Consider the following 26,505-nt stretch of genomic DNA (forward strand, 5'->3'; position numbering starts at 1 on the left):
GACCGTGCCGCGGCGGTGTCCGTTACAACGGAATCAAAATCCTCCACTTCAACAGAAGGAGATGTAGTATGAAACGAGATAGTTCGAGAGCAAGCACAGCCCATCGCCTGTCGACCACAACACTTTGATGACGTTGCCTCGCCTGCCGCAGAAGACAAAGACATGGCCGGAGAATGGACTCTCCTGCAGAGTCGCCGCAACCTTCGCGGCCAGCCCATTGAATCCAGAGCGCATGTCGGTCACGCCTGCAGCGATCCAGATGCGTGTTCCCGCCGGCAGCCCGATCATGGCGTCAACCGGTCCAGTACCGTGCGCAACGTGGTCGCGTCGACCGCGCCTTCGATGCGAATCACCACTCGGCCTAAACGGATCTCGATGGCGCCATTCGAGGTCGTCGGCTCAAGAGCTGCAGCGGCTGGACTCATTGGAGTCGGAGCGGGTGGCGAGCCTGGTTGCTCAATGGTCACAGGCAACAACACCGCAGTTTCGTGCCGCTGCTCCGCTCGATAGCGCCGGCGCCACGTGAACAGCATGTTCGCGTTGATGCCGTGCTCGCGCGCCAGCTTCGATACCGAGATGCCCGGCTCACACGCAGCGGCGGCCAACCGCCGCTTGAATTCCTCACTATGATTCGGCCGGCCTTTGCGACTGCCAGCGACTGGCACTTCCTGTGACTGTGACAAAGTAGTCCCCATCAAATAGGTAATGGGAACCACTTTGGCGTCACTCTACTGAACAGTACAGACGGTGCTGGCGACCCGCTTACGCACATCGTTCTAAGGATCGCCTGAAAAACTCAGTTTCGTGACCTAGGCGTCTTATCGACACCATCGCGGTTTGGATCTCCGCGGCTCTCCGGCTGGTTGCGTCAGCGCAATCCCGTTCTCTACCCGGTTGGGAGGCCATTCGCCCCCTCAACCGGCGTCACACGCCGTACGCCAGCAGCGCTCTGCGAGCCATCCAGAGATTGCTTAGTGCAAACAGCGTCTTCAGTTGTGCCGTGTTCTTCGCCAGACCTCGGTAACGGACCTTGGCCATGCCGATCTGCTGTTTCAGCACCCGGAATGGATGTTCCACCTTCCCCCGGATCTTCGCTTTGATCGATTCGATCTCATTGAGCGTCGCTTGAGCACGATCGCTGAAATCGAGTCTGCGGCGCTTGCCGGGCAGCATGCTCACGTGCCACCTGGCCTCGGGCTGCTTGTGGACGCCAACGAAGCCGGCATCGCCAAAGACATCAGTTTCATTGCCGTGCAGCAAGCTGTGCGCTTGGCTGATCTCACTCACATGGGCAGCCGTGCCGATCACGGTGTGCACCAGTCCGGAATCCGCATCCACACCAATATGCGCCTTCATGCCGAAGTAATACTGCTTGCCCTTACGCGTGGAGTGCATCTCAGGATCACGCTCCCCACTGCTGTTCTTCGTCGAGGTCGGTGCACTGATCAATGTGGCATCGACCACCGTTCCCGCTTTCAACATCAGGCCCTTTCCCGCCAGCATCCCGTTCGCGACCGTCAATATCTGGGCGGCCAAGTCGTGCCGCTCCAGCAAGTGACGAAATCTCGAAATCGTGCTTTCGTCTGGCAACCGCGCCATGGCCCCGTCCAGGTCAGCGAACTCGCGATAGAGCGGCACATCATGAAGCGCTTCTTCCATGGCCGGATCTGACAGGCCGAACCACTGCTGCAGGAAGTGAACGCGCAACATCGTCCCAATCGGAAATGGTGGGCGTCCGGTCTTCTTCTTGGGGCAATGGGGTTCGATCAGGGCAACCAGGTCTGCCCAGGGGACCACCTGACTCATCTCATCCAAGAACTCGCGCTTACGCGTGCGCTTTGTCGACAGGTTCAATCCCAATTCCCCTTGCTTCATGGCAGCTTCCTCCTGACTATTGCAACGTAGAGGAAGCTTAAGGGGCGCCGCGCGAGGGGCTGGAATCTAAGTCCGCCCGGCGCGTCGGCCTTTATGTATCCAGCCGGGCGTGTGGCGCACCTAGTCGATGGTCGCTCCAGAATCTCTGATGACCTTCGCCCACTTTTCTGCGTCCTGCTGCATCAGCGCCCCGAATTGATCGGGCGTGGCGCTGACGGACGTCGCACCCTGCTGCAACAACTTGTCGCGAACCGCTTTGTCTTGCGCGATGCGTGCGATTTCAGTTGATAGCCTGCTGACCACGGCGCGCGGTAGGCCGCGCGGTCCCATCACTCCAAATCGCACATCTGCCTCATATCCGGCAATGCCCGCTTCCATCATGGTCGGCACTTCCGGCAGGGCGGGAGAGCGAGTGGCGCTTGTCACCGCGAGCGCTCGCAAGCGCCCCGCCTTGATATGGGGCAATGAGCCGGGTAGGTTATCGAACATCAGCTGTACCTGATTGGCTAGCAGGTCGGCCATGGCGGGGCCGCTTCCTTTGTACGGCACGTGGACGATCTGCACGCCTGCCATTGTTTTGAACAACTCGCCCGACAAATGGTTGGTTGTGCCATTCCCGGCCGAACCCATGTTGAGGGCGTCAGGATGCTGCTTGGCATACTGCACGAGCTCCTTAACCGACTTTGCCTGCACCTTCGGATTTACTACCAGGATGTTTGGCACGCTGGCGAACAATGCCACAGGCGTGAAGTCCTTCTGCGCGTCGAAGGGCAGATGCTTATACAGCGTGGTGTTGATCGACTGAGTCGCAAGTGAGCCGAATAGCAGCGTGTAGCCATCGGCGGGTGACTTGGCAACAATATCGGCGCCGATGATGCCCCCGGCGCCCGGCCGGTTGTCCACCACGACCTGTTTGCCGAGTGCCTCGGACAGGCGCGTCGCCAGGATGCGCCCCAGCATGTCAGTGGTGCCGCCAGGCGGGAACGGTACCACGAGCCGAATCGGCTTTTCCGGAAAGGATGCGGCCGCCGCCACAGCGGTGCCCAGCGAGAAACATGCTGCAGCCAGCATGCGCACAAACGGTTTCATAACGAAGTGTCTCCATCGGTCATTGGAAGGCGATTGGCTCGCCCGGTGGGGCGCCAAGCTCTTATGGCTGTGCGGCAAGCTCGCACACGGCGCGCCTGAGCGAGGCCCGCGCCGTGGCGACGTGCTGCCGCAGACTCTCGACATCGTCACGCAAGACGCTCAGCGACTCCTCCTGTGCGGCAATGTTCTCGCGCACCCGCGCGGGCGACGGTCCGCCAATGGCTTTGCGGGCGACTACGGCCTGCACCGGGTCGAGGCAGCGCGCAACCGTACTGGCGTCCAGCCCGATCCTCCGGCCTGCATGCTGCAGCGCTGCGGCGTCCACCATCTCGGTACTGATTTCGCAGGCGGGCAAATGCTTGTCCAGCGCGTTCCGCACCACCGCGCCGACAATATGGTGGGCCTGCCGGAACGACGCACCGGCATCCCGGACGAGAGCGTCCGCGAGGTCTGTTGCAGCCGAGAAGTCCCGGCTTGCACGGTCGAGCATATGATCGTGCAGCGGGATTGCGTGCTCGAGCACGAGGCGCAGCAGTTTGATACAGCTTAGCGATTCCTGGGCCGATTCCCAGAAGCTCCGCATGCTCTCGCGATTGCCGTCGACCGTGTGCGTGAAATGGCTGCCCTTGACCGCTGCTAGCGATGCCGTCAACAGGCCCAGCAGGTGACTTCCCTTACCCTTGATGTGCTCCAGTACAACCGGGTTCTTCTTCTGGGGCATGATGCTGGACGTGGCCGCGATGCTGTCGGGAAAATCGATCAACCCAAACTCCGGTGTGGCCCATACGTAGAAGTCCTGCGCGACGCGGCCCCACGTGACCGCCCCAATCGTCATCGCGGACTGAATCTCCCATGCGAAGTCGCGGGAAGCCACGGCATCCAGCGCATTCCCGACGCATTTGGAGAAGCCGAGCCAGCGCGCCGTGGACGTCGGGTCGATCGGAAACGACGTTCCCGCTAGTGCGCCGGCGCCCATCGGGCACGCATCGAGTCCGGCCAGCGCCTGGAACAAGCGTGTGATGTCGCGGCCCAGCGCTTCAGCCACGCCAGCAAGGTAGTAGCCATAGGTTATCGGCTGTGCGGCCTGCAGGTGTGTATACCCTGGCATCACCGTGTCGGTATGCTCGGCCGCCTTGGCAAGTGCCACGGCGCGCGCGGCAAGCAGGGAGTACAGCAGGGAAAGTGTGGTATCTCGCGCACGCAGACGGTCGAGCGTGGCTGCGATGTCGTTTCGGCTGCGCGCCAAATGCAATCTGCCGCCGATTTCGGCACCCGCCACTTCCATCAGGCGTGCCTCATAGTTGAAGTAGGCATCCTCGCGTGCAGGATCTAGTGTTACGGCTTGTGGACCTTCCGCTTCGATCTGCAGGAGTGCTCTTGCCAGGGCGGATGCCATCGGTGTCGGCATCAGGTCTGTCTCGTGCAGCATCAGCAGGTGAGCCTGGTTGATCTCTGTGAGATAAGAAAAGCCGCTCTCGAATTCACGGAGCAGTCGGGGCATGTAGACGTGCTCGCAAACTTCGGGAGCGATCGGTTGCGTCAGACGCTTGCTGACTTTCGATTCCATACTGGTCATCCTCTCTAGAGCGTTGACCCCAGTATGAAAATCCGATGGCAGATCGTCAAATCATGATTTTTCCCACTTCCATACGGATTTGATATGACCAAGAAACTCGACGAACGCCTAGCGCTGCGATGCAGCGATTTCCCGCAGACAATCCAGGAACACCTTTGCCATTGCCGGTTCAGGACGCTGTTGCGCGTGCAGCACATAGCTGGGAAAGGCGATGGCTGGTTCGAACGGAATCGCTTTCACGCCCGGCAATCGAAGGTTGCGCACGACTAGCGGGTTCACCACGCTGACGCCCAGGCCCATGCCCACCATCGTGCAGATCGTCGCCGCGTAAGGCATCTCGAGCGTGAGCTTGCGGCCATCCGGGTCGAATGTCGCGTCGATCGCGGCGCGCGTGCCGTCGCCATACGGAAGTGAGATAAAAGTCTCTCCTACCAGGTCGCGAGCTAAGATTCGCCGCTTCTTCGCCAGCCGGTGCTGGGTGGGTACCACGCAGACGCCATTCTCGTTACGCCACAGACTGGCCCGTACGCCAGGCGTCTCGACCATATACGAAACCAACCCGACATCACAGAACCCCGTTGCCGCCCAGTTCGCTACCGTGGGCGAAGTGCCGATATGCACTGTGACTGGCACATCTCCATGGCGCTCTCTGAATGCCAGGATGCCTTGCGGGATGATGCTCATGGCGATAGACGGCACGGCTCCAATGCGAAGTGCGCCGGCACCGAGCTGGCGGATGGATCGGGCTGCATCGCGCAATGTGTCGAGCCCCACGAACGCGCGCTCCACCTCCTTGAAGAGCGCTTCGGCTTCGTTGGTTGGCGCCAACCGGCCTCCGAGGCGCTCGAACAGATGAAAGCCGGTTTCCCGCTCCAGTTGGGATATGACGCGGCTGATATTGGGCTGTGATGTGTGGAGTTGCGCGGCGGCGGTCGTCATTGACCGCGTCAGCATGACCGCACGAAAGGTCTCGATCTGCTTGAAGTTCACTGTTCAGCTCTGGGTGTCTGTCTCGGCGATTGTATATCAAATCCGTATGGGCAAGGCCAAACTCGTTATTTGACGATCTGTCACTGCATTTTCATACTGGATCTCAGAACTCGTGGCAAACACCCACCCATCTAATTGGAGATGATTCAATGAACCTTCAGAAAAACATCCTCGCGCTTCTTGCCATCAGCACCTTCGTGACCGGTATGGCTCGTGCAGATGAAGCAAGACCGGGTGTGGTCATATATGCAACAGGGGGCACAATCGCGGGCGCGGCAAAGAGCAGTACCGATACGACGACGTATCAGGTGGCGACGATGGGGGTGCAGTCGTTGATCGACGCCGTTCCGGAAATGAAGGACGTTGCCACGGTGACCGCGGAACAAATCGCCAATGTGAACAGCGACGACATTAACCAGGAGATCCTGTTGCGCCTGGCGCAGGCGGTCAACAAACGCCTGGCCGACCCCGCAGTGCATGGTGTGGTGGTGACGCACGGTACCGATACGCTGGAAGAAACCGCATTTTTTCTGGATCTGACCACCGCCGGCCCGAAACCGGTTGTCATCGTTGGCGCGATGCGGCCTGCCACCGCCATCAGCGCGGACGGTCCGATGAATCTGCTGCAGGCGGTGACACTCGCCGCCGACAAAGATGCAGAGAACCGGGGCGCGATGGTAGTACTGAACGACAGGATCGGGTCGGCATTCTATACGTCCAAGTCTCACACTACATCTGTAGATACGTTTCGAGCGGCGGAGCAGGGGTATCTGGGCATGTTCATCGGCACGCAGCCTCGCTTCTACTTCTCGCCGGCTACGCCAAAGGGTAAGCCGACCTTCAATGTGGAAGGGATGAGGTCATTCCCAAGGGTTTCTGTCATCTATATGCACGAGGATCAGGACACCGAGCAGATAGATGCGGCCCTCCGTGCAGGGGCAAAAGGGCTTGTGATTGCGGGCAGCGGCAACGGCGGGCTTCCGCTCAGTGTCAAGAAACGGGTGCTGGAACTCACTGAAAAGGGTTTTCCTGTGGTGCGGTCATCGCGCACTGGCAGCGGCTTTTCGACCAAGAAGGTGGAAGGCATCGGTTCCAGCACCTTGAATCCGCAAAAGGCTCGCATCCTGTTGATGCTGGCGCTGTCCCAAGGCGCCGACCTGACGACGATCCGGAAGTACTTCAACGAGTGATATGAGTTTTGCCTCCGCACGTTGGAATAGAGTTGTCGGGGCGCTAGGCGGCGAATTCAATCCAACTGCCGTTCACGCATTCTCGTCGGATTGGGCTACTTACCCGAAAGCCAGAGGGCACCGGGGCACATGAAATACCGTCGAGCGCCACTTCGCGCGCGAAGCTGGTCGTGAGGCTTATTAAACCGCTTTGATCGCTCATTTTGGCATATCAACTAGTTGATCGCTTGGCGCTTGTGCAACGGGATCGGCTGCATCCGTATGGGAGGCAGGTGCCGACTGAACGCACTGACCCGCTTGTCTGTTTCATGTGCACATATTTTGTGAGTCAAACGAAGTGTAGGGCTCTACCCTCGTTCCGGGCGAAACACCAGCAGTAGTTCTTCCATGTCGCCTCATTCCAAGACGTAAGTGAAGACGGCAAAAAACACCACCAAGTGGCACATATAAATCCCGAAGAATTTCACCAGGAATAGGAGTCGAGGATGATTTTGACGCATGGAACCAAACGTCAGAAAATAATGTCAGTGTTGTGCGCAGTGCTTGCATGCGGCACCGCGCAGGCTCAATCAAGTGTGACGCTATACGGTGTGGCCGATGCGAACTTGGAGTATGCAAATCATTTCTCAACCGTAACTCCATCTGCTACGAATGGATTCCGAACGGGTTCTGGCGCCAAGCTGTTTCGCCTGAACTCTGGTGGCCTGTCAGGTTCGCGCTTTGGCTTGCGCGGAACTGAAGAACTGGGTGGTGGTCTCAGCGCCCTCTATGTTCTAGAGGGGGGAATAGCGCTTGATACCGGCTCTAGCCTGAATGGTGGGCGCCTTTTTGGTCGCCAGGCATTTGTCGGCCTTAATAGCAAGACCATTGGCTCCGTCACCTTTGGTCGCCAGTACACAAGCTTCTTTGACGCGCTGGCGAATTTTTCGCCGACTGGCTTCGCATCGCAATACGAGCCGAGCGTGGTTGAGGTCGGCGCGGACTATCGCTCCGACAATATGGCGAAGTACACTGGCGTGTTCGGCCCCTTGACTGCCATCGCCCATTGGGCGTTTGGTAATGGCGTTGCCGGGAATGGCGAAGTTCCCGGTCAGTTCCGTCGCGACTCCGGCTTCGGCTCATCCGTAACCTACGCATCTGGCCCCTTTGCCGCAATGGCCGGCTATAACCAGTACAGCCCGACACTGGCCGCGGCAGGGGATATCGGCTCCTTCAAGAGAGCCGCCGCCGCCGCAAGCTATACCTTTGGCACGCAGGCGAAGCTGATGGCCGGCTATCGGTGGGGGCGAAACAAGGGTTCCGATGGTTCCACAATTCTACGTGATGATTTTTACTGGGCGGGCGCCAACTATCATTTAAATCAGGGAATTGATCTGACGCTCGCCTACTACTACGACGACATCAAGAAGTTTGGCAACATAAATATGAAGAATCCATGGCAGATCTCGTTTATTGCCGACTATAGTCTTTCGAAACGCACCGATGTCTATCTGACCACGGCATATAGCAAGAATGCTGGTCTGAACTTTGATACGTCGGCGAACAGCTTTGCGAGTGGATACTTCTTGGGCAGCGGCCAAAGCTCGATGCTCGGCGCGGCTGTTGGTATTCGCCACAAGTTTTAAGAGATGGTTTGGACGCATCCCTCCCGGGCGCCAAGTGACGTCGTGAGGGATGCTGCTCTCCACAAACGGGAGGGGCACTGGGCTTGCCAACAAAAGCGCTGGACATGGCACTCATCGAGGCAGGCGAGCAGCGACGCCATTGCGAAGTGTTCCGCTACTGTCGCTCCTGCATGACACGCGGCTACCACTGTCTCTTGCATCAAATGGAGAGCGCGATTCGATGTCCTGCGCATCGTTGCCCAATGGAGTCGGCATGTCCACGGTGCGGGTATGAGACTCGCGCCTGAGAAGTTGTTGCGGGCCACGCTGCTGCAGGTGCTCTACAGCGTTCGCTCCGAACGTCAGCTCATGGAGCAGACGCACTACAACTTGCTGTTTCGCTGGTTCATTGGCCTGGCAATGGACGATGCAGTCTGGGTGCCCAGCGTATTCACCAAGAACCGCGAACGCCTGATCAAGCACGATGCTGTGATCGAATTCTTCAACGAAGTACTGTCCATCGCGCAAAAGAAGGATTGGCTTTCCGGCGAACACTTCAGCGTGGACGGCACACTCATTCAGGCTTGGGCTGGCCACAAGAGCTTTGTACGCAACGACGGCGAGGACGAGACAACGATGGTGGCAACTTCAAAGGTCGCAAGCGTAGCAACGAAACGCACCAGTACAAGACCGACCCCGATGCCCGGCTCTACCGTAAAGGCAAAACCGCCAGTGAGTTGCGCTACATGGGCCATACCTTGAGCGACAACCGCCACGGCCTGGTGGTCAGCGCGCTGGTGACAAGTGCCGACGGGCATGCAGAGCGCGAAGCCGCCAAGGTCATGGTCAACGACGCCCGGGCAGGTGGTCGACGATGCGAACGTGGAAGTCACCGTGGGTGCGGACAAGGGGTATGACGCGGCCGAGTTCATTGAGGCTTGCCTTGAGATGAGGGTCACGCCCCACGTGGCGCAAAACACCTCCGGGCGACGCTCGCCGGTACCGGATGAGATCGCCTGCAGCGGGGGGTATGCCATTTCGCAGCAAAAGCGCAAGCTGATCGAACAAGGCTTTGGCTGGGCCAAGACCGTGGGGCACATGCGTCAGGTGATGGTGCGCGGACTGAAGAAAGTTGACCAGATGTTTGTGTTGAGCATGGCCGCGTACAACTTGGTGCGCATGCGCTCGCTGGGACAAATCCGTCCGCAGTTGCAGTAATCGCGGTAATGAGCCCAGAAACGGCCGCCAAATCATCAAAAAATCGATGAAATGACGCGCAGCTTCCGGATTGTGAAAAATAGGCGGCACCTCAACCATAGAGCGGGAAGTCTTGCAGCTTGTGCGGTGAGTACTTCAGCAGCCTGCTAATGTTGTCAAAGTACATCCACCCCCCGTTTACCCTGATGAGCACAGAGCGCCTTGTGCAACCCCTCATTAAGTAAGCTGTGGCACGCGCGGCCGGGGGAGGTTGCAACCACCTCGGGGTTGACAGCGGCCCCTCTCGGCCGCTTTGCCTGTCGTGCTACGCCTTGGCGGACACTCGCCATCAGCACCCCGAAAGCTCCGTTGTGAAGATACCCTTCCGCTTGATTGCGGTAGAAGCATGTGTTTCTTTGTATGCTTCGGTGAAACATATGTTTACACGCGATCGACGATGAGCTAAGCTTGCCCGAGCAAGCGCAGTTGTAAACGCAACAAGCACGGACGGAGGCCGTTGCAGCAAGCAACGGAATCCGGGACGTACAACTCAGCCCCAGAGGAGAATCATGTATCGCGTCTTGAATAAGGTGGATTTCTGTGTGGGGTGCAACCGCCCTGATTTCGCTCTGGATGGTGCGCGATGACGATTTCGCGGCGCCATTTCCTTTCTGCCGCCGGCGCATTGGCCTGTACGAATGCAGTTGCAAAGGTCACGGACGACGGAAGTTTTTTGTCCGAGCTGCCGGGGCATATCCACACCAACCGCGGCTTTGGTGCGTCGACCAACCATCCAATCGCGACGGAGGCGGCTCGGCGCATTCAACGTCAGGGGGGGGGAGTGCTAGACATGTACTTGGCTGCGCTCGCGACCGCCTGGGTGGTCGATCCGGCCAACTGCAGTCCCTTTGGGCGAATGCAAGGTCTGTATCTGATAAAAGGCGAATACGGCTGTCTTCACGCTGCGACCAAGATCCGCGAGGAAGTAGACTCCACGGTGCCGGTTCCAGGAAATATATCAGCCTATTTCGACCTTCGTCGGTCGGGACGGCTGCAGCTTTCCCTAAAGGCAATACTCGGTCCAGCCCAAACAATCGCTCGGCAAGGCTTTCGTCCCACAGAAGCTCTGCGCGTAGCCATTCTAAGCTCGGCTTCGGAGATGCAGTCGGAGTTGAGGGAAATCTATCTGGATGGCAATGGCCGCGTTCGGGCCAGCATACACAACCCGCATCTTGGCGAGTTACTCGAGGTGCTTGGCCGGGCGTCGGATGAAGAGGCCTTCTGGTCCGAATTATATGGTCGCCGGCCGGGGCCGTGGGAGAGGGAAGTGCTGGTGACCAACCGGCCACGCGCAGGTCGGCCTAAGGAACTCGCTCTACGCGGAACCGATGGCCGTGCATACCTCCTGCGCGCGACGGGTAACCTGGAGACGTGGGGAACTTGGACCCTGCTCGGAGCTGGCGTAATCGCCAAGCTCCAGGCGTCCGGCGCGCTCTCAACGCTGGAGACCGCCATGGAGGCCTACCTGCTGTCAACAATCTTAGTGCTGGACCGGATCCCATTTAAGGTGGGCTCGCTCAGGCCTAAGACGTCTAACCCATCGGTCGAAATCAATCTCGAGAGCGAGAGCCAGTCAATCGCGAGCCGCGTGCGTAACCTACTGGCCTCTCCGAGCTCGGATTTATGGGCCGATCTTGCGCGCACATACTTCCAAGGCGAAGGCAGCAAGACGGATGATAAGAACACAAATGCATTTGCGTTCGCTGAAAACGACGACTTTCTCTCCTTCACGACGTCTATGGGGCCGTGGTTTGGTTCTAAGCGCGCTTGGTTCGGTGCTGGTCTTGCCTACAGCTATGCCATGAAATCGAGGCAGCTGTTTACCGGCCAGACCCACGACGTAACTGAGATGTCTCCATTGATCGTTGAGCGCGACGGCAGACCCTGGCTGGCGATGGGAGCGGCCGGCAGCGAGAGAATCTTTGGGGCTTTGACCTTTCTGCTTTTCCTAAAGCTAGGTCTTGGGCGCCCCGGCGACATGGCTGAGCTGATGATGCTGCCGCGCTTATTCCCCAAAGATGGGAAGGTTCGCATCCATCGTGACATGCCTGAGAGCGTGCAGCGACACCTCGTCAGTCGGGGATTTATGCTTGATCCCACGGAATACGATGCCAGAAAGCACCTAGGTATTGTCAACCTCGTCGAGCAAGTGAAGCCCGGCACCTACCGGAGCGGAGCCGATCCCTCGGCGGACGGTGGCGCAATATAGCGTGACCGGTCGGCGCATGAGCGAGGGCCTCGCGCCATGTGCCCGAAGGCTGCCGCCTCGCAGCGCTGTCACACGTGCATACAGCTATGCCATTCCATGCGCGCCGGCTCTTTGTCCAATGCGACGGCCTCGTCTCGGGCATGATGGCCAACAGATCAAGCACCGCCGTTTCCGATTGATCGTGCCCGGAGCCAATCGAGCGGAAGTTGCCCACAAGTCCAGTGGCTCGCCGTTCTGTCAATGGGCAGTTCCCTACGCTGGCAATGTTGCGCGATCGGTCGCCCCCCAATTCGTGCCGCGGTTGCACAGACCGCGACTAACGGCATCCTGATTAGAGGGCTTCGATCTGACTTCCAAGCCGTAGTCCAGCGGCGATGGAACGCGCTTGCATGCGTAAGCTAGCGACGGCCGCGCCCGTGCACTGGCCCATGCTGGGCGGCTACCGAGTTTATTCTCTAATCGGCGCTGTACCTGGCCAGTGCCTGGAGCAGCTCAGACAACTTTCTTGCCTTGGCGGCCTTCGCCGCGGTGACGATGGTGGGCGCAAGCGTTATTCCTGCTCAACGAGACCAAGGCGCAGACCTTCATAGGGCCAATCCGGCAGGAAGCCTTGTGAGCGCGGGGGCGTGAGTCGCGCGCCCATGGGCGCTTGCTCGCGTTCGGGTTGGCAGTTCACGATCCGCGGCTTGGCTCGTCTTGGTTTTGCGTGGCATACATGCCATCCCCGAGACCCTAATCGCCCATTGCTGCCGAGGCAGTTCAGGACACCTCGATGGCGTTCAAGAAGGCCGTAATCGAGCGAGCCTGGGGTGCCGAACTCGGTCATCATTTGGGCTACCCGCGGCGCGGAGCGCCCGGCGGGCCGGCCAACCACCGCAACGGCAAGAGCGCCAAGACCGTGCTGGGTCCGCTGCGGGCCGATATTCCACGCGACCGTGACGGCAGCTTCGATCCAATCCTGATTCCCAAACACGAGCAGCGCTTCACCGGTTTCGACGACAAGATCATCGCCATGTATGCCGGCGGCATGACCGCGCGCGAGATCCAGGCGTTTCTGGCCGAGCAGTACGGTACTGAGGTCTCGCCCGACTTGCAGGGATGGCAGGCCCATCCCGATCGCCACATGATGTTCCGTCAACTGCTTTCGTTCCTGGGCAGCGCGACCCAGGGCGGCGCCGCGTCCCGTTGCGGACATGTTTTTCCAGCCTTGCCCGAAGGGACGACGACCGCGACCGCGGTTATCGCAGCTAACCATGTTCTCACTGGAGTATGGATTATTTCCCCGCATCGCCGGCGCGGGCGCCGTTTCACGGTCTGCTGGAGGCGAACCCATAGGAAGGACTGCGTCTGCTCCGTGTCGTCGTCGCGCACGCCATACAGCACCGGACCTGCGGCCGTCCGCCCGCCAACGATCGCTTGACGTCTTGCTGGCCATCGGTCCACGTTCGTTCCCATGGCGACGATCCTTCTCGTGGTCGCGCGAGCACGACAGCCAGGTTTAGATAGCGCCACAGCGCTATCGCGACCGGGCGGGCGACCGCAACGATCGCGATTCGCCGTTCTCGGCAATTTCGGTTCCGTGCCCTGCGTGGTCTGGTTAAACCTGCGCGTCCTCGCGCTGTCGGGCTGATAGCGGAGCCAGCACCACGCCATCTCGATCAGTAGGGCGCGGACGCGCCAGTTACCTTGTTTGCTTATTCCTTTGGTCTATCTGGCTCTCGCCGCTGTCGTAGGGCTGGGGCACGAGGCCAACGCAGGCACCCACCAGGCACCGATTGCTGAAGTCCCCCTAGAAGAGTTCGAGTGCGAGGCGTGACGGCTCACGTCGCCAATTCCCTTTAGGCGGGCCAGTGCCTCAACTCGCTTGCGCGCGGGTGCCGGCAGGTTTGCTTGTCGGGTCTTCTCCAGCACCGCGCTTGGTGCTCGGCCAGCGCCAACCGTTCGGATTCACGCAGCAGCCGCTCGTGCACAGTCGGCAGCGGCGCGCCGACGTGGCAGAGCTCGTCGCCACAGCCAAGTCGGTCGGCGAAGGCCTTGCTGTCGACGTCATCCCAGCAACCGAGTGTGGCCAGCAGTTTTGCGCATCCGGTTGGAATGCTGCAGCACTTCCTCCTGCAGTTCCCCGCGATCGCGCATGAGTTGGCGCGACGCTTCATCCTGGGGAGATGGTACGCGAACCACATGCATGCGGTCGCGCTCGCCGCGCAGCCACGCGCGCACGTTAACCACGAGCTTGATCGCATCTAGGCGGCCGGTCTTGGCCAGTCGCTGATGGCGCTCGACCGGAATGTTAGCGGGATCGACGACATAGGTAGTCGATCCCGCGTGCCCGCAGAGCGCGACAAATCCAGAACGCATGGCCGGCTTCGTAACTCACGGCGACCGGACATCGGCTGGGAGCGACCACTTGTGCTTCTGATGTTCGAACAGGACCAGCACGACCTGTAACCGGGCTGCGGCCTGCGGCTGCGCGAGGGTGTGTATCGGGGGTTGCCCGCTCTGTCCGTCGTGTAACGCAACTTTCCACTTCGCGGCTGCCAGTTCGAGCGATACCGCTAACACCCCCGTGTATGCGTGATCTGTACTACCGCGATCACACGCCGATCATCGCAGTACCTTGCCCAGTGGCACGAACGGGCGTTGCGCACGCGACTGAGATGGCCTCAGGCCTTGCACGCTCTCTGCGAAGCGCATTGGATACGCAAACGGTGCTCTGTGCGTCAGGGTAAACGCGGGCCTGCCTCCAATAGTCAGATTTCGTTTTGACAAGACATGGCTGGCCATCTATCATGAAACATATGTTGCTTTGAATAGTTAAAAGAAACATTCGGGTTGAGTTAGGTGCTACTGGAAGGGTCCTTTCCCGTCACGTAACAAACTAATAGTCTGGAAACGCAATGAGCTTTGACACCATCCTCTTTTCGAAAGCCGACGGCATTGCTGAAATCCGGCTTAATCGTCCCCATCGGCTGAATGCGGTAACGCAGCAACTCTACAATGAACTGAACGAGGCACTTGTACTGGCCGAGGCCGACCGCGACGTCCGCGTGGTTCTGATTTCAGGCGAAGGTCGTGCGTTCTGCGTCGGGGCCGATCTGAAGGAGCATAAGGCGGGGCGCACCGCATTCGACCGTCGGCAATACTTGGCAGGAGAGCAGGCGGTTTGTAAGCGTCTGCTTACGATGAAGCTCCCCGTCGTCGCTGCGGTCAACGGTTTTGCCTTGGGGGCGGGGGCCGAAATCGCCATTGCGTCCGACTTTGTCCTAATGGCTGAGAGTGCCCAACTTGGACTCCCAGAGATCAGTATTGGCAACTTCCTGGGTGGTGGCGTGACCTACCTGCTGCCCCGATTGGTCGGCTTGGCCAAAGCGCGAGAGTTGGTATTCCTGGGTGAGCGCATCAACGGTGCAGAAGCTGCGCGAATTGGGCTGGCCAATCGTGTGCTGTCGGACGAGGGTTTTCTCGAAAGCGCGCGCGAGTTCGCACGACAACTTACGACGAAGGCGCCGCTCTCCATGGAATTGGCGAAACAGCAACTGAACTTCGCTGCAGAACGCACGCTCGATGCCGCCTTGCTCGCCGAGTTGGAGGGCATGACCTTTGTGAGCACCACCAAGGACTGGCAGGAAGGCGTTGATGCCTTCGCTGAAAAGCGTGCTCCGGCGTTCAGGGGAGAGTGAACGTGCACGCACTACACCCCATCTTCTATCCCACCTCGATCGCAATCGTCGGCGCGTCCAAAGATCCGACGAAACGAGGATTTCGGTCCATTCAGAAGCTGTTGGACGATGGTTTCAAAGGCGAGATCTTTCCGGTGAACCCCAAGGAGGTCTCAATTCTTGGCCTCGATGTCTACTCATCTCTTGAGGCTATCCCTGGTCACGTCGACTTGGCGCTCATCTGCACGCCGGCTAAGACCCTTCCGGACGTCATCGCGCAATGTGGAAGGAAGGGTGTGAAGGGCGCCGTCGTCCTGGCTGGCGGCTTTGCGGAGGCCGGAGCGGAAGGCAAGGCCCTGCAGGATCGCATGGTGGCCGAAGCGCGCAAAGCGGGCGTGCGGATTATTGGCCCCAATACTTCCGGAATCTTCAATACGCATGCGGCAAGCAACATCGTCGGATTTTCCCATCTGAAGGCAGGTGGCATCGGCTTGCTTTCGCAGTCGGGCAACATGGCGCTGTCGCTGGTGACCGAGGCGCAGGCAAATGGCCAGGTTGGCTTGTCGACCTACGTCGGTATCGGCAACGAATCCGACATTCGCTTTCATGAGTACTTGGAGTACTTCCGGGACGACACCAATACCAGCGCGATCATCGCCTATGTCGAGGGGATGAAAGATGGGCAGCGCTTCCTGGATACGCTGCGACGTGTCGCGCGAGAGAAGCCGGTTGTAATTTACAAGTCTGGTCGGACTAGCGCCGGTCGCAGCTCCGCACAGTCACATACTGGAGCGCTGGCGGGCGACTACGCCGTCAGTGAAGGCGTGCTTCGCCAGGCTGGCGCAATTCTCGCGCGCAAATCGGATGAGATTCTTTCGCTGGCAGAAGCGCTTTCGCTGCTCACCCCGCTGAAATCGCGGCGCGTCGCCGTGCTCGCGGACGGCGGCGGCCATGCAACGATCGCTGCCGATGCGTTGACTGAACACGGGCTCGAACTCGCCCCGCTGTCCGAGATTACCAAGCAAGCTCTGGCTGCCATCCTCCCGCCGGCCGCAGCGGTGGCCAACCCGGTGGATGTCGCCGGTGGCACCGACTCGAATCCGGCCATATTCGCGGATTGTGCACGTATCCTGCTGCAGGATTCGAGCGTCGACGGCCTTATTATCACCGGCCTCTTCGGTGGCTACGGCGTCCGGTTCTCGAGCACGCTGACTCCGGTGGAGATGGAAACGTCGGATAGGATCGCGGAGCTGCATCACCTGTCACAGAAGCCTGTGCTGGTTCACAGTTTATATGGGTCGCTTTACGCTGATCTGCGTCCCCAGCCCCTCACCCGTATCCGAGAGGCGGGAATTCCCGTCTACGATTCGCTGGAGCGCGCAGTGCGGTGCTTGCAAGCACTCGCTGAGTTTGGTGAGGCAAGGCGCAAACGTGCGGCGTCGAACGATGCGGGTCACACTCGAGCCCCAGCTTTCGAGGCGGTTCTCCAAAAATGTCGAGAGGAATCCCGCACAGGCGTGCTTGAGCATGAGGCCCGTCAGGCCCTCGAGGCCTCAGGCGTGCAAATGATGGCGAAAGCAATCCTCGCGGGAAGTGCCGACCGAGCAGTCAGCGCATTCGAAGCGTTGGGCAAAGTTCCCGTCGCTATCAAGGTGGTGTCACGCGACATTGTCCACAAGACTGATGCCGGGGGCGTCAAACTGAACGTCGCGGACGAAGCCGGAGTGCGGCAAGCCTATGCAGACATCCTGCAAAGTGGCCGGCACTATAGCCTCATGCATGGCGTGGATCCCGACATCACCGGCGTTCTAGTGACGCCGATGGCGCCGAAGGGGGGCGTCGAAGTCATTGTCGGCGTCGTGCGCGACTCGAGCTATGGCCCGGTCATGATGTTCGGTCTTGGCGGCGTCTTGGTTGAGGTCTTGAAGGATGTTGTGTTTCGCTCCCTACCGCTATCGGAAGATGATGCAAGAAGCATGCTGTCGGAGATCCGTGCCAGCAGAATTCTAGACGGCGTGCGAGGTGCGCCGCCGGTAGACAAGGAAGCGCTCGTTCGCCTGATGCTCGGTATCTCGGACCTCTGTACTGCCTTTCCTGAGATTGCGGAACTGGATCTGAATCCCGTGCTGGCCTATCCCGATGGCGTCGGCATCCTCGATGCCCGCATCCTGCTCGAGGGAGACGACAGTGATGAACGCACAACCAATCAGCGTTGACCATGGAACCAAATATGAGCGTACAACCCCAACTTGCTGATGCGGTCCTCACCGTTGAAAATCGAGTTGCCGTTCTAACATTGAATCGCGATGATGTGCGCAATGAACTTACCGGCACCCGGTTGGTGGACGACATCGAGCAGACCGTAGCGTGGATCAACCGTGACGAGTCGATTGCGGCGCTTATCCTTACGGGTGCCGGCAAGGCCTTCTCCGCTGGCGGCAATATCAAGCACATGCTCAACCGTGAGGGGAGCTTCGGTGGCAATGTTTACGAAGTCCAGAAGCACTACCGCGAAGGCATTCAACGCATACCCTTGGCGTTAGATCGTCTGGATGTCCCCTCGATTGCAGCCATCAACGGGCCGGCCATTGGCGCTGGCTTCGATCTGGCCTGCATGTGCGACATACGCATCGCCTCCACACAGGCCACCATGGCGGAGAGTTTCGTCAATGTCGGGATCATTCCCGGCGACGGAGGGGCATGGCTGTTGCAGCGCCTCGTCGGTTATCAGCGCGCGGCAGAGCTCACCTTTTCCGGCCGCGCGATTCAGGCGGAGGAAGCGAAGGAGCTTGGCATCGTGCTTGAAGTCGTCGAAGGCATAGTCTTAATGGATAGGGCAATGGCGCTGGCGAGGAGCTTCGCCACCAAACCGCCCCAGGCACTGCGCCTGACCAAGCGGCTAATGAAGGCCGCAAGGCGTATGGAACTTCCCGATTTCCTGGACCACTGCGCCGTTTTCCAAGGAATGTGCCACAACACCGAGGATCACCTCGAAGCCGTGGCGTCCATGCTTGAGAAGCGTCCACCGCAGTTCTACGGTCGATAACGGCGTCCGGTTAACATAATACCGTCGTTCAACTGAGGGATGTGGCGCACCTGCGCGCCACTTGGATACCTGCGCGCTGAAAAAAACGCGACATGAATGCACTTTCCGGATTCGATATAGAAGATCTCTCTGTCGTTATGACGGCGACCTTCGCCAAGACCAGTACCGAAACCGACATCGTGCTATTCGCTCGGCGGTGTCCGGGGACGACAACAACGCGATTCACATCAACGAAGATGTTTGCCACCGAAAGTCCGTTCAAGGGGTGCATTGCTCACGGATTACTTTCCGCGAGCGTAATTTCGGCGGCAGTCGCCAACAAGCTGCCTGGGCCAGGGACGATCTATCTCGGCCAAACGCTATCGTTCCTTGCGCCCGGGCGGCCTTGGGGACACAGTGCACGCAACGATCACGATCGAGGAACTGTGGTTTGACCGTCGCCGTGCGCGCCTGAAAACGGTGTGTGTCGTGAACGGCAATATTGTCGTCGACGGCGAAGCCATGGTCGTGACCACGAGGCGGCAGCAGGACTGACAAAGCATGCCCATTTAATGCTGCGCTCACGTAGCAAAGATTCTGGAGACAACATGAGATTCAAGCTTACAACATGGATTCTGATCGGTATGCTCGCCGGCATCGCGGTGGGCTACGCGTGCCATACCGCATCGCCGGATGCGGAGCACACCAAGGCGCTAGCGGGCTATTTCTCCCTGATCACAGATCTGTTCCTTAGGCTGATCAAGATGATTGTGGCACCGCTCGTATTCTCGACGCTGGTTGTCGGCGTGGCGAAAATGGGAGATATCAACGCTATCGGCCGAATCGGGGCGAAGACCTTGGGCTGGTTTCTCTGCGCGTCATTCGTGTCGTTGGCCTTGGGCGCGGTGCTTGCAAACTTGTGGCAACCCGGGATCGGTCTGAATCTGCCACTTCCGGATGCCGCGGCCTCCTCTGGCCTGAAGGTGAATTCGCTGTCGCTCAAGGAGTTCGTGACGCATCTGGTGCCGAAGAGCATTGTGGAAGCCATGGCAACCAATGAGATTCTGCAGATCGTCGTATTCTCGGCGTTCTTTAGCATCGCTGTCGCATCGTTGGGCCATAAGGCCGAGGACATCGTTAGCTTCCTCGACCAGGTCGCTCACGCAATGCTCAAGGTGACTGGCTACGTCATGAACCTTGCGCCGCTAGCGGTGTTCGCAGCGCTTGCAAGCGTTGTGACAACGCAAGGGCTCGGTGTACTGAAGACTTACGGTACGTTCATGGGGGAGTTCTACCTGGCGCTGGTGCTGCTGTGGGTGGTGATCATCCTGGCGGGCTACATTGTGCTTGGCCGCCGAGTCTTTGGCTTGGTCAAACTCGTCCGCACGCCAATGCTGCTGGCCTTCAGCACGGCAAGCAGCGAGTCAGCCTATCCTAAGACGCTGGAGCAACTCGAGCGGTTTGGTGTCCCGAACAAGATTGCCAGCTTCGTGCTGCCGATGGGGTACTCGTTCAATCTTGATGGCTCCATGATGTACTGCACCTTTGCGTCGCTGTTCATCGCTCAAGCATACGGTGTACATCTGACCGTTGGGCAGCAACTTGCCATGCTGGCGATCCTCATGCTCACCAGCAAGGGGATGGCAGCGGTGCCCCGGGCATCCCTGGTCGTGATTGCCGCGACGCTGGGCCAGTTCAATATTCCGGAGGCAGGGCTGCTGCTGATCATGGGCGTGGACCAGTTCCTAGATATGGGCCGCACGGCGACCAACGTGCTGGGCAATAGCATTGCTACGTCGGTCGTGTCGAAGTGGGAAGGGGAGTTGGGCCAGGAGGTGGGCGAGGACATGCCTGCGGAGGTCTTGGCCGATAGGCGGTTGCCTGAGAGTGTGCCGGTGCAATCAGTCGGCCCCTCGACGCCGCAGGGAGTCTGATCGTGTGGCGCGGCTTCGGTCCTGTAGTTTGGCTATTGGCACTTTGCTCAAGCATGGTGCTGGCGCAAGAGGCCACCGAGCTGTCCGGCACCGTGAAGCGGGTAAAGGACACCGGTGTTGTCACCCTGTGCTACCGCGATGCCGCCTTCCCATTCTCCTATGCCGGTTAGGGAAATACGCCACAGGGCTACTAGATCGACCCTTGCCTAAAGATTGTCGACGAGATTCGTCGTGAACTGGATCGTGATGACATCGGGATCCATTCCGCCATGTTTCATCGGAGGAACGAATCGCGGCAGTCAAGGGCGGCAGGATCGACCCGGAGTGTGAGTCGAGTACTAACAATCACGTCCGACAGAGAGAGGTCGCATTTTCATCAGGAATCTTTGTGACGGGGACCAAGCTATTGGTCGAAGGTCAGATGGGATTCGATCTTATCGGGATCTCAGGCGTCGCACCGTGTCGGTCGGTGCGGGGACTACCAATGAGGCCGCGTTGCGGCGGCTCTCGGAGAATCAGGCCCTTGAGATACGTGTGCTCGCCCAACCCGATCTCAAGCAGGCCTTCGATCTGTTTCTCGCCGGGGATGTGACTGCATTCGCCACCGATGAAGTCCTGCTCCGGGGCTTCCTGGCCCACGCCCCCGACCGCAGCAGGCTTGCATTCGTAGGGGAGTTCCTCACCTACGAGCCCTATGGGATCGTCTACCGAAAAGGGGGATCCTCAACTCGCGTGCGTGGTGGAACGAACGTTCACGAATCTCGCTGTTTCGCGAGAGATCCGGTGGATCTATGAGCGTTGGTTTACGCGTCGGTTGCCAACGGGCGAGCAACTCGGCTTACCCATGAATCCGCAACTCACCACGATCTCCGAGGCACTGGGATTGCCTGAGTGAGCTGCGATTAGATCAAGGACTAGTGGCGGCGCCTCGGGTCGGTGCAGTACGCGCCGGCCTGAGGTCATATACCAAGTGGAGCGTCCTAGCCAAGTCGGGTGTGATTGTTTCCTAACATCACTCGCCTTGAGATTCGATTGTTTCATGGTTTTCCATGATGGATCGTATGTTTCTGTGCGGCTACTATGAGTTTGCGGTGGTTCTCCCGTACCAGTTCACCAAGTTCACCAAGTGCACCTAGGAGCAACACAGATGAAAGCCATGAATCTTCTCTCAGTTGTCGGCGTGGCGAGCCTGGTTCTTCAGACGAGCCTGGTGTTTGCAGCCGGTCCAGCGGACAGCGCCACACTTGCTCGCATCAAGGAATCGGGAACGATTTCGATCGGTCACCGAACATCGTCAATACCCTTTTCCTACTACGATAGCAACCAGAAGGTCATTGGCTTTTCGCAGGATATCTGTGACAAGGTCATCGCCGAAGTTAGGAAGCAGACAGGTGCGCAGAACCTGCAGGTCCGCATGGTGCCGGTCACGTCGCAGAACCGCATCTCGCTGGTTCAGAATGGCACAGTGGATCTCGAATGCGGCGTCACGACCAATTTGAAGTCGCGTCAGCAACAAGTGGCCTTTTCTACAACATTCTTTGTTGCCGGTACCCGACTACTGGTCAAGAAAGGCAGTCCGATTCATGATTTTTCTGATCTCACCGGCAAGACGGTAGTGACCAACGCGGGCACCACGTCGGAGCGGATTCTGCGCAAACTCAACGATGAGAAGAAGACCAACATCACCATTCAGAGTGCCAAGGACTACGGGGAGTCATTCCTGATTTTGCAGTCTGGCCGCGTCGCGGCGTTCATGATGGATGATGTGCTGCTGTCGGGGGCGAAGACGCTCGCCACGAACCCAGCGGAATGGGCTGTAGTTGGAACGCCGCAATCGTTCGAGGCCTATGGGTTCATGATGCGACGTGACGATCCTGAATTCAAGAAGCTCGTCGATGGTGTCATCACCAACCTGATGAAGAGCGGTGAGATCCAAAGGATGTACGACAAATGGTTCAGCAAGCCGATCCCCCCGAAGAACGTTAGCTTCGATTTCCCAATGAGTGCGGCAGTCAAGAGGGCTTATGAGCAGCCGAATGACGAAGCATTTGAGTAAGCTGTGCTGCGGAGGCTAGCATGCGTGGCATACGAGGTGGGCAGCAGGCTTGCTCTTCCCTTGTACCGAAAAGCGGGGTATGGCTGATCAGCTTGGGATCCTGGCGATGCCCTACCAGGCGAAGGGGGCGGTCATGCGAGCGGTACTATCTCGCTGGTCGGCCTGCCTTCCGCGACTGCTCCGCGAATGCCAAGACTTGCTGACACAGCTGCGACCGACCTCGATCGGAGAACCTAAAATTGCCGGAGTGCCTAGACAGGTCCCCGTGATTTCAACAACGGGGGTATTGCCTAATGCCTCGATCCGAGGCTCAGCTCCGCCTTGCTGGTACATAGGCGCCGGTCTGGTGCAACTGACCTTCAGTATGCTCAAGCGCCTTGATCGCTCCCTTCCCTTTCTTGGCCAGCAGTTGCTCAACTAGGGCTTCGGCCACGGCCACGCCGGCAGTGATAGAGGGAAAGAATGAGGGACTATCGATTGAGAATAGCAGTGTGCAATCGGCTCGCAACGCTATGGGCGCGACCGTGCTATCGGTCAGGGCGATCACACGGCAGCCCGCTTCACGAGCCGCATCGGCCACTCGGACAATTTCCGTAGAGTAAGGGGCAAAGCTCACTACAACCACGGCGTCCTTCGCCGCCAAGGCACGCAGCTCCATCTCTAGCGTGCCCGCATCTCCCCTGATTAGCAGTACCGTTGACCGAAACAGTCGATAGATATAGTGGATTGTGAAGGCGATCGGAAAGCAGGCGCGGAAGCCCGCGACATAGACATTGGCTGCCGCGCTGAGTAGATCGACAGCCTTGGGCATGGATTCCGCGTTATTCTCGCCGGCCAAATCCAGATTCTGATGTTGCGTTTCGAGCATTTCGGCAAGCATCCGGCTCGAACCACTAGCGCGCATTACCTGCTTGGCGCGCTTGGCATACGGCTGTGGACCGCCGCGAACTTCCTCAACAAAGAGTTCGCGCAGGCCCTGCCATCCCTCGAAGCCTAGGAACTGGGCAAGGCGCACCAGTGTCGCCGGTTGGACGCCGGCATCCGCCGCAATCTTGCGCATCGAGAGGAGCGGGATCTCCTGCGGATGGTCGAGAAGATAGCGGGCGCCGCCTTGGAACTGGGTACTGAGCGTCGCGTAGCTCTCTCTCAGATGCTTCAGCAGCTCGTCGAGGTTCTGCGGTGGTGCGAGGTTTCCCGTTGTCATCGTCAATTCCTGTTAGGGTGTATGTAACGATTGTTGCACAATTAACTGACGGCTGCACGCGGGCGTGTAGCCCGTGGGGCGGAAACTGGTTGTGAATCGGGTATATCTCCAGACGAATAAAGGAATCAAATGTTGCGTAGTGGGTAGCGGATTCTTATACTTCGTGGGTCGGGAAGGTAAGCACAAATATCGCGCCTCCCAAGGGCATGCGGTGGCGTTTGAGCGCCAAGCTAGATTCTTCAAACGGTTCTTGAACACAACATCATGACCAAAGTCTTTCATCGAAATCCTCGCCATACCCTTGCCGTTGCAGTTGCCGGCGAGGGCATTGAGCTCATTGATAGCAAAGGGCAGCGCTATATCGACGCTTCGGGGGGCGCGGCGGTATCTTGCCTGGGTCATGGTCATCCCCGTGTGATCGAGGCCATCAAGCAACAGGTCGATACAATTGCCTACGCGCACACTTCATTCTTTACGACGGAAGTATCTGAAACGTTGGCGGATACTCTAGTGCAGGCGGCACCTGGTGACCTGAATCACGTCTACTTTGTTTCCGGTGGCTCCGAAGCGGTCGAGGCCGCACTAAAGATCGCGCGCCAGTACTTCGTTGAGATTGGGCAGAGCGAGCGCCGGCATTTCATCGCTCGTCGACAGAGCTATCACGGCAACACCCTTGGCGCGTTGGCGATTGGCGGCAATGCCTGGCGACGGGAGCCGTTCTTGCCACTATTGGTGCCTGCACACCATGTTTCCCCTTGCTACGCTTATCGCGACCAGGCGGCAGATGAATCCGACATGCAGTATGCGCAGCGTCTGGCGGACGAACTGGAGGCAAAAATTCTGGAATTGGGGCCGGAAAGCGTGGCGGCCTTTGTAGCGGAAACAGTGGTTGGCGCAACTGCCGGGGCGTTGCCTCCGGTGGCCGACTACCTCAAGCGAGTCCGCGCAGTATGCGACAAGTACGGGGTACTGCTAATCCTAGATGAGGTGATGTCTGGCATGGGCCGCACCGGCTATCTGTTCGCCTGCGAGGAAGACGGTGTGGTTCCGGACATCGTGACCATCGCCAAGGGGCTGGGTGCCGGGTATCAGCCGATCGGTGCCATGATTTCGACTAGTCGCATCTACGACACGATTGTGGCCGGCAGCGGCTTCTTCCAGCATGGCCATACCTATATCGGACACGCCACGGCTTGCGCGGCCGCACTGGCGGTGCAGCGCACTATCGCCGAGGAAGGCCTGTTGGCCAACGTGCAGGCGCGTGGTGAGCAGTTGCGCGCGCGGCTGCGCGAAGCAGTCGGAGATCATCCGAATGTCGGCGATATCCGTGGTCGTGGCTTGTTTGTCGGCGTGGAGTTCGTGGCAGACCGGGCCACCAAGGCGACGTTGGATCCGGCCATAAAGGTACATGCCAAGCTGAAGTCCACCGCAATGCAGAACGGCCTTCTTATCTACCCCATGGGTGGGACCGTCGATGGCGTGCGCGGTGATCACGTGCTGTTCGCACCACCGTTCATCTGCACCGAGCCGGACATCGATCGGATTGTCGAACTGTTCGCCAAGTCGGTCGGAATCGTGCTTCCGTCCAGCTGTTCCTCATTGATTTGAGGGCACAGCAGCGTAACCAGTCATAGTGGTCGCACACCCTATGCGCTAGCTGTTGCGCCGAACGGGGCCAGCAAGATGCAAGTGGACCATCCGCGATTGCCGATTGAGCCGGCAGAACTCGCTTTGTGCGCCAAGGAATGCTTGGAGTCCGGGGCGCAATGATTCACCTGCATGTGCGCAAAGCCGACAACACGTATAGGCTGGAAGTGGCGGATTACCAGCCGGCGGTCGCCGCAGCGCGCAGGGCTGTTGGCGACGAATCAGTTGTGCGCGCAAGCGGTGCAGCGCAAGAATGGCTTGTTGCGCTTCGCTCTTGATCGCAACAAACTGTGCCTCGGATTGCTGGACTGCCGCCCAGATGGCGCGAGCGTCGGCGGCGTCCGTCTTGTTACGCAACACGAATGGACTGCACTGAGCATGCGCAGATGAGCATGACGTCGTGTCCGAGGTGCTGCACTTGTCGCGCCCAGTGGTGTGCTCCGCCACAGGCCTCAATCGCCACCGGCGAGCGTTCCCTCCTCCCAAAAAACTCGAGAAGCTGGCTTCGCCTGAGTTTTATGTACTCGATTTCGCCCGTGTACGGGTTGACCGCATGCAGTTGGACGACGTGCTTGGCAATATCCATGCCGATTACGATAAGCTTCATTTCGGCTCCTCCCGTAGGTGGTTGCACTCGACAGCTCCACTTTGGCGCGGCTTGGCTATCCCCGGATCCCGATCCTTTGCGTTGTTTTCCTCGCGCAAAGGACATGGCTAAACCAATACTCGACGACGGACGACCGAGCGGTTTTGCCAAGGCCGCTGCCATGCGGCTCGCCGCGGCGAGCAATCTCGGTGCTGATGCCGTTGGCATGCAGCGGCTGGCGATACTTGTCGTGGTCGTATCCACGATCACCCTGGACGATGCTTGGCTTGGGCAGTGGTCGCGAGGAATCGACTATGACACGTGACCAATCGATGCGGTCCGCCGCAAGTAACTTGGCCAACAACACTTCGTGGAGATGGTCCCAAACGCCGAATGCCGGACTGAAGGACGAAGAAAATGCCGTTGAGCACCGCCCGATCGATCGAGCGCACCATCGCCTGGCTGCACAAGGTCAAGCGATCGCGCATTCGCTTTGACCGCCTAGCCATCAAATCCCAAACTGGCGATCGCAGCACCTGGGGAAGGAATATGCGGGACTGATGCCGGGCCGGCACGTGACATGAAAATGCCTGAGGGCGCCTGC

General features: G+C 59.0%; 20 protein-coding genes and 5 pseudogenes. 15 read left to right on the plus strand and 10 right to left on the minus strand.

The window, feature by feature from the left end; genetic code table 11:
* Positions 1-48: 48 nt before the first annotated feature.
* From tnpB to ACYP5B_RS46520, 6 genes are all read right to left on the minus strand, one after another.
* Positions 49-288, minus strand: a complete 240-nt coding sequence (gene tnpB, locus ACYP5B_RS46495; RefSeq protein ID WP_459574091.1) for an IS66 family insertion sequence element accessory protein TnpB — start codon at positions 286-288, stop codon at positions 49-51.
* Positions 285-695, minus strand: coding sequence for an IS66-like element accessory protein TnpA (gene tnpA / locus ACYP5B_RS46500; protein WP_459377440.1), 411 nt, complete (start codon positions 693-695; stop codon positions 285-287). Before tnpA ends, tnpB begins: the two co-directional genes overlap by 4 nt.
* 229 nt (positions 696-924) lie before the next feature.
* Complete coding sequence (locus tag ACYP5B_RS46505) at positions 925-1,875, minus strand: IS5 family transposase (protein ID WP_459376855.1); 951 nt, start codon at positions 1,873-1,875, stop codon at positions 925-927.
* 120 nt (positions 1,876-1,995) lie between these two features.
* A complete protein-coding gene (locus ACYP5B_RS46510) occupies positions 1,996-2,964 on the minus strand; it encodes a Bug family tripartite tricarboxylate transporter substrate binding protein (protein WP_459376856.1) in 969 nt (322 codons plus the stop codon).
* 61 nt (positions 2,965-3,025) lie between these two features.
* On the minus strand, positions 3,026-4,531 hold the full coding sequence (argH, locus tag ACYP5B_RS46515) for an argininosuccinate lyase (protein ID WP_459376857.1): 1,506 nt from the start codon (positions 4,529-4,531) through the stop codon (positions 3,026-3,028).
* 117 nt (positions 4,532-4,648) lie between these two features.
* Positions 4,649-5,530: a LysR family transcriptional regulator gene (locus tag ACYP5B_RS46520; RefSeq protein ID WP_459376858.1), complete on the minus strand. Its 882-nt coding sequence runs from the start codon at positions 5,528-5,530 to the stop codon at positions 4,649-4,651.
* A gap of 149 nt (positions 5,531-5,679) precedes the next feature.
* On the opposite strand from ACYP5B_RS46520, the gene ACYP5B_RS46525 reads away from it, so the two are divergent.
* The 5 genes and pseudogenes from ACYP5B_RS46525 to ACYP5B_RS46545 all read left to right on the plus strand — a co-directional run.
* Complete coding sequence (locus ACYP5B_RS46525; protein ID WP_459376859.1) at positions 5,680-6,720, plus strand: asparaginase; 1,041 nt, start codon at positions 5,680-5,682, stop codon at positions 6,718-6,720.
* A gap of 485 nt (positions 6,721-7,205) precedes the next feature.
* A complete protein-coding gene (locus ACYP5B_RS46530; protein ID WP_459376860.1) occupies positions 7,206-8,345 on the plus strand; it encodes a porin in 1,140 nt (379 codons plus the stop codon).
* Between the two features lie 276 nt (positions 8,346-8,621).
* A pseudogene (locus ACYP5B_RS46535) lies at positions 8,622-9,542 on the plus strand (IS5 family transposase); the annotation flags it as partial.
* Positions 9,543-10,164: 622 nt separating this feature from the next.
* On the plus strand, positions 10,165-11,790 hold the full coding sequence (locus ACYP5B_RS46540; RefSeq protein ID WP_459376861.1) for a gamma-glutamyltransferase: 1,626 nt from the start codon (positions 10,165-10,167) through the stop codon (positions 11,788-11,790).
* A gap of 739 nt (positions 11,791-12,529) precedes the next feature.
* Positions 12,530-12,880: pseudogene (locus ACYP5B_RS46545) on the plus strand (transposase); the annotation flags it as partial.
* Between the two features lie 394 nt (positions 12,881-13,274).
* On the opposite strand, the pseudogene ACYP5B_RS46550 reads toward ACYP5B_RS46545, so the two are convergent.
* Positions 13,275-14,352, minus strand: a pseudogene (locus ACYP5B_RS46550) (transposase); the annotation flags it as partial.
* Positions 14,353-14,687: 335 nt separating this feature from the next.
* On the opposite strand from ACYP5B_RS46550, the gene ACYP5B_RS46555 reads away from it, so the two are divergent.
* The 8 genes from ACYP5B_RS46555 to ACYP5B_RS46590 all read left to right on the plus strand — a co-directional run bounded on the left by ACYP5B_RS46555 (position 14,688) and on the right by ACYP5B_RS46590 (position 22,464).
* Positions 14,688-15,470, plus strand: coding sequence for an enoyl-CoA hydratase/isomerase family protein (locus ACYP5B_RS46555; protein WP_459376862.1), 783 nt, complete (start codon positions 14,688-14,690; stop codon positions 15,468-15,470).
* 2 nt (positions 15,471-15,472) lie between these two features.
* Positions 15,473-17,665 (plus strand): acetate--CoA ligase family protein, encoded by a 2,193-nt coding sequence (locus ACYP5B_RS46560; RefSeq protein WP_459574093.1) that lies wholly within the window; start codon positions 15,473-15,475, stop codon positions 17,663-17,665.
* 14 nt (positions 17,666-17,679) lie between these two features.
* Entirely contained in the window at positions 17,680-18,495 is an 816-nt protein-coding gene (locus tag ACYP5B_RS46565; RefSeq protein WP_459376864.1) for an enoyl-CoA hydratase-related protein, read from the plus strand.
* 396 nt (positions 18,496-18,891) lie between these two features.
* Entirely contained in the window at positions 18,892-19,029 is a 138-nt protein-coding gene (locus ACYP5B_RS46570; protein ID WP_459376865.1) for a hypothetical protein, read from the plus strand.
* A 53-nt stretch (positions 19,030-19,082) separates the two neighbouring features.
* On the plus strand, positions 19,083-20,408 hold the full coding sequence (locus ACYP5B_RS46575) for a dicarboxylate/amino acid:cation symporter (RefSeq protein WP_459376866.1): 1,326 nt from the start codon (positions 19,083-19,085) through the stop codon (positions 20,406-20,408).
* Between the two features lie 2 nt (positions 20,409-20,410).
* Positions 20,411-20,578, plus strand: coding sequence for a hypothetical protein (locus ACYP5B_RS46580; RefSeq protein ID WP_459574094.1), 168 nt, complete (start codon positions 20,411-20,413; stop codon positions 20,576-20,578).
* Positions 20,579-20,867: 289 nt separating this feature from the next.
* Positions 20,868-21,203 carry a type 2 periplasmic-binding domain-containing protein gene (locus ACYP5B_RS46585; protein ID WP_459376867.1) on the plus strand — a complete coding sequence of 112 codons (336 nt, stop codon included), beginning with the start codon at positions 20,868-20,870 and terminating at the stop codon, positions 21,201-21,203.
* A gap of 361 nt (positions 21,204-21,564) precedes the next feature.
* Complete coding sequence (locus tag ACYP5B_RS46590) at positions 21,565-22,464, plus strand: glutamate/aspartate ABC transporter substrate-binding protein (protein WP_459574252.1); 900 nt, start codon at positions 21,565-21,567, stop codon at positions 22,462-22,464.
* A 310-nt stretch (positions 22,465-22,774) separates the two neighbouring features.
* On the opposite strand, the gene ACYP5B_RS46595 is transcribed toward ACYP5B_RS46590, so the two are convergent.
* On the minus strand, positions 22,775-23,668 hold the full coding sequence (locus ACYP5B_RS46595) for a MurR/RpiR family transcriptional regulator (RefSeq protein WP_459376868.1): 894 nt from the start codon (positions 23,666-23,668) through the stop codon (positions 22,775-22,777).
* A gap of 264 nt (positions 23,669-23,932) precedes the next feature.
* Here ACYP5B_RS46595 and ACYP5B_RS46600 point away from each other — a divergent pair, with 264 nt between their 5' ends.
* Both ACYP5B_RS46600 and ACYP5B_RS46605 read left to right on the plus strand, forming a co-directional pair.
* A complete protein-coding gene (locus ACYP5B_RS46600) occupies positions 23,933-25,276 on the plus strand; it encodes an aspartate aminotransferase family protein (RefSeq protein ID WP_459376869.1) in 1,344 nt (447 codons plus the stop codon).
* 75 nt (positions 25,277-25,351) lie between these two features.
* Positions 25,352-25,438, plus strand: a complete 87-nt coding sequence (locus ACYP5B_RS46605; protein ID WP_459377442.1) for a hypothetical protein — start codon at positions 25,352-25,354, stop codon at positions 25,436-25,438.
* A gap of 93 nt (positions 25,439-25,531) precedes the next feature.
* Here ACYP5B_RS46605 and ACYP5B_RS46610 read toward each other — a convergent pair.
* Both ACYP5B_RS46610 and ACYP5B_RS46615 read right to left on the minus strand, forming a co-directional pair.
* A pseudogene (locus ACYP5B_RS46610) lies at positions 25,532-25,922 on the minus strand (transposase); the annotation flags it as partial.
* A 139-nt stretch (positions 25,923-26,061) separates the two neighbouring features.
* Positions 26,062-26,298 (minus strand): annotated as a pseudogene (locus ACYP5B_RS46615) (hypothetical protein); the annotation flags it as partial.
* Between the last annotated feature and the right edge of the window lie 207 nt (positions 26,299-26,505).

This window comes from Cupriavidus sp. 8B (assembly GCF_054589115.1).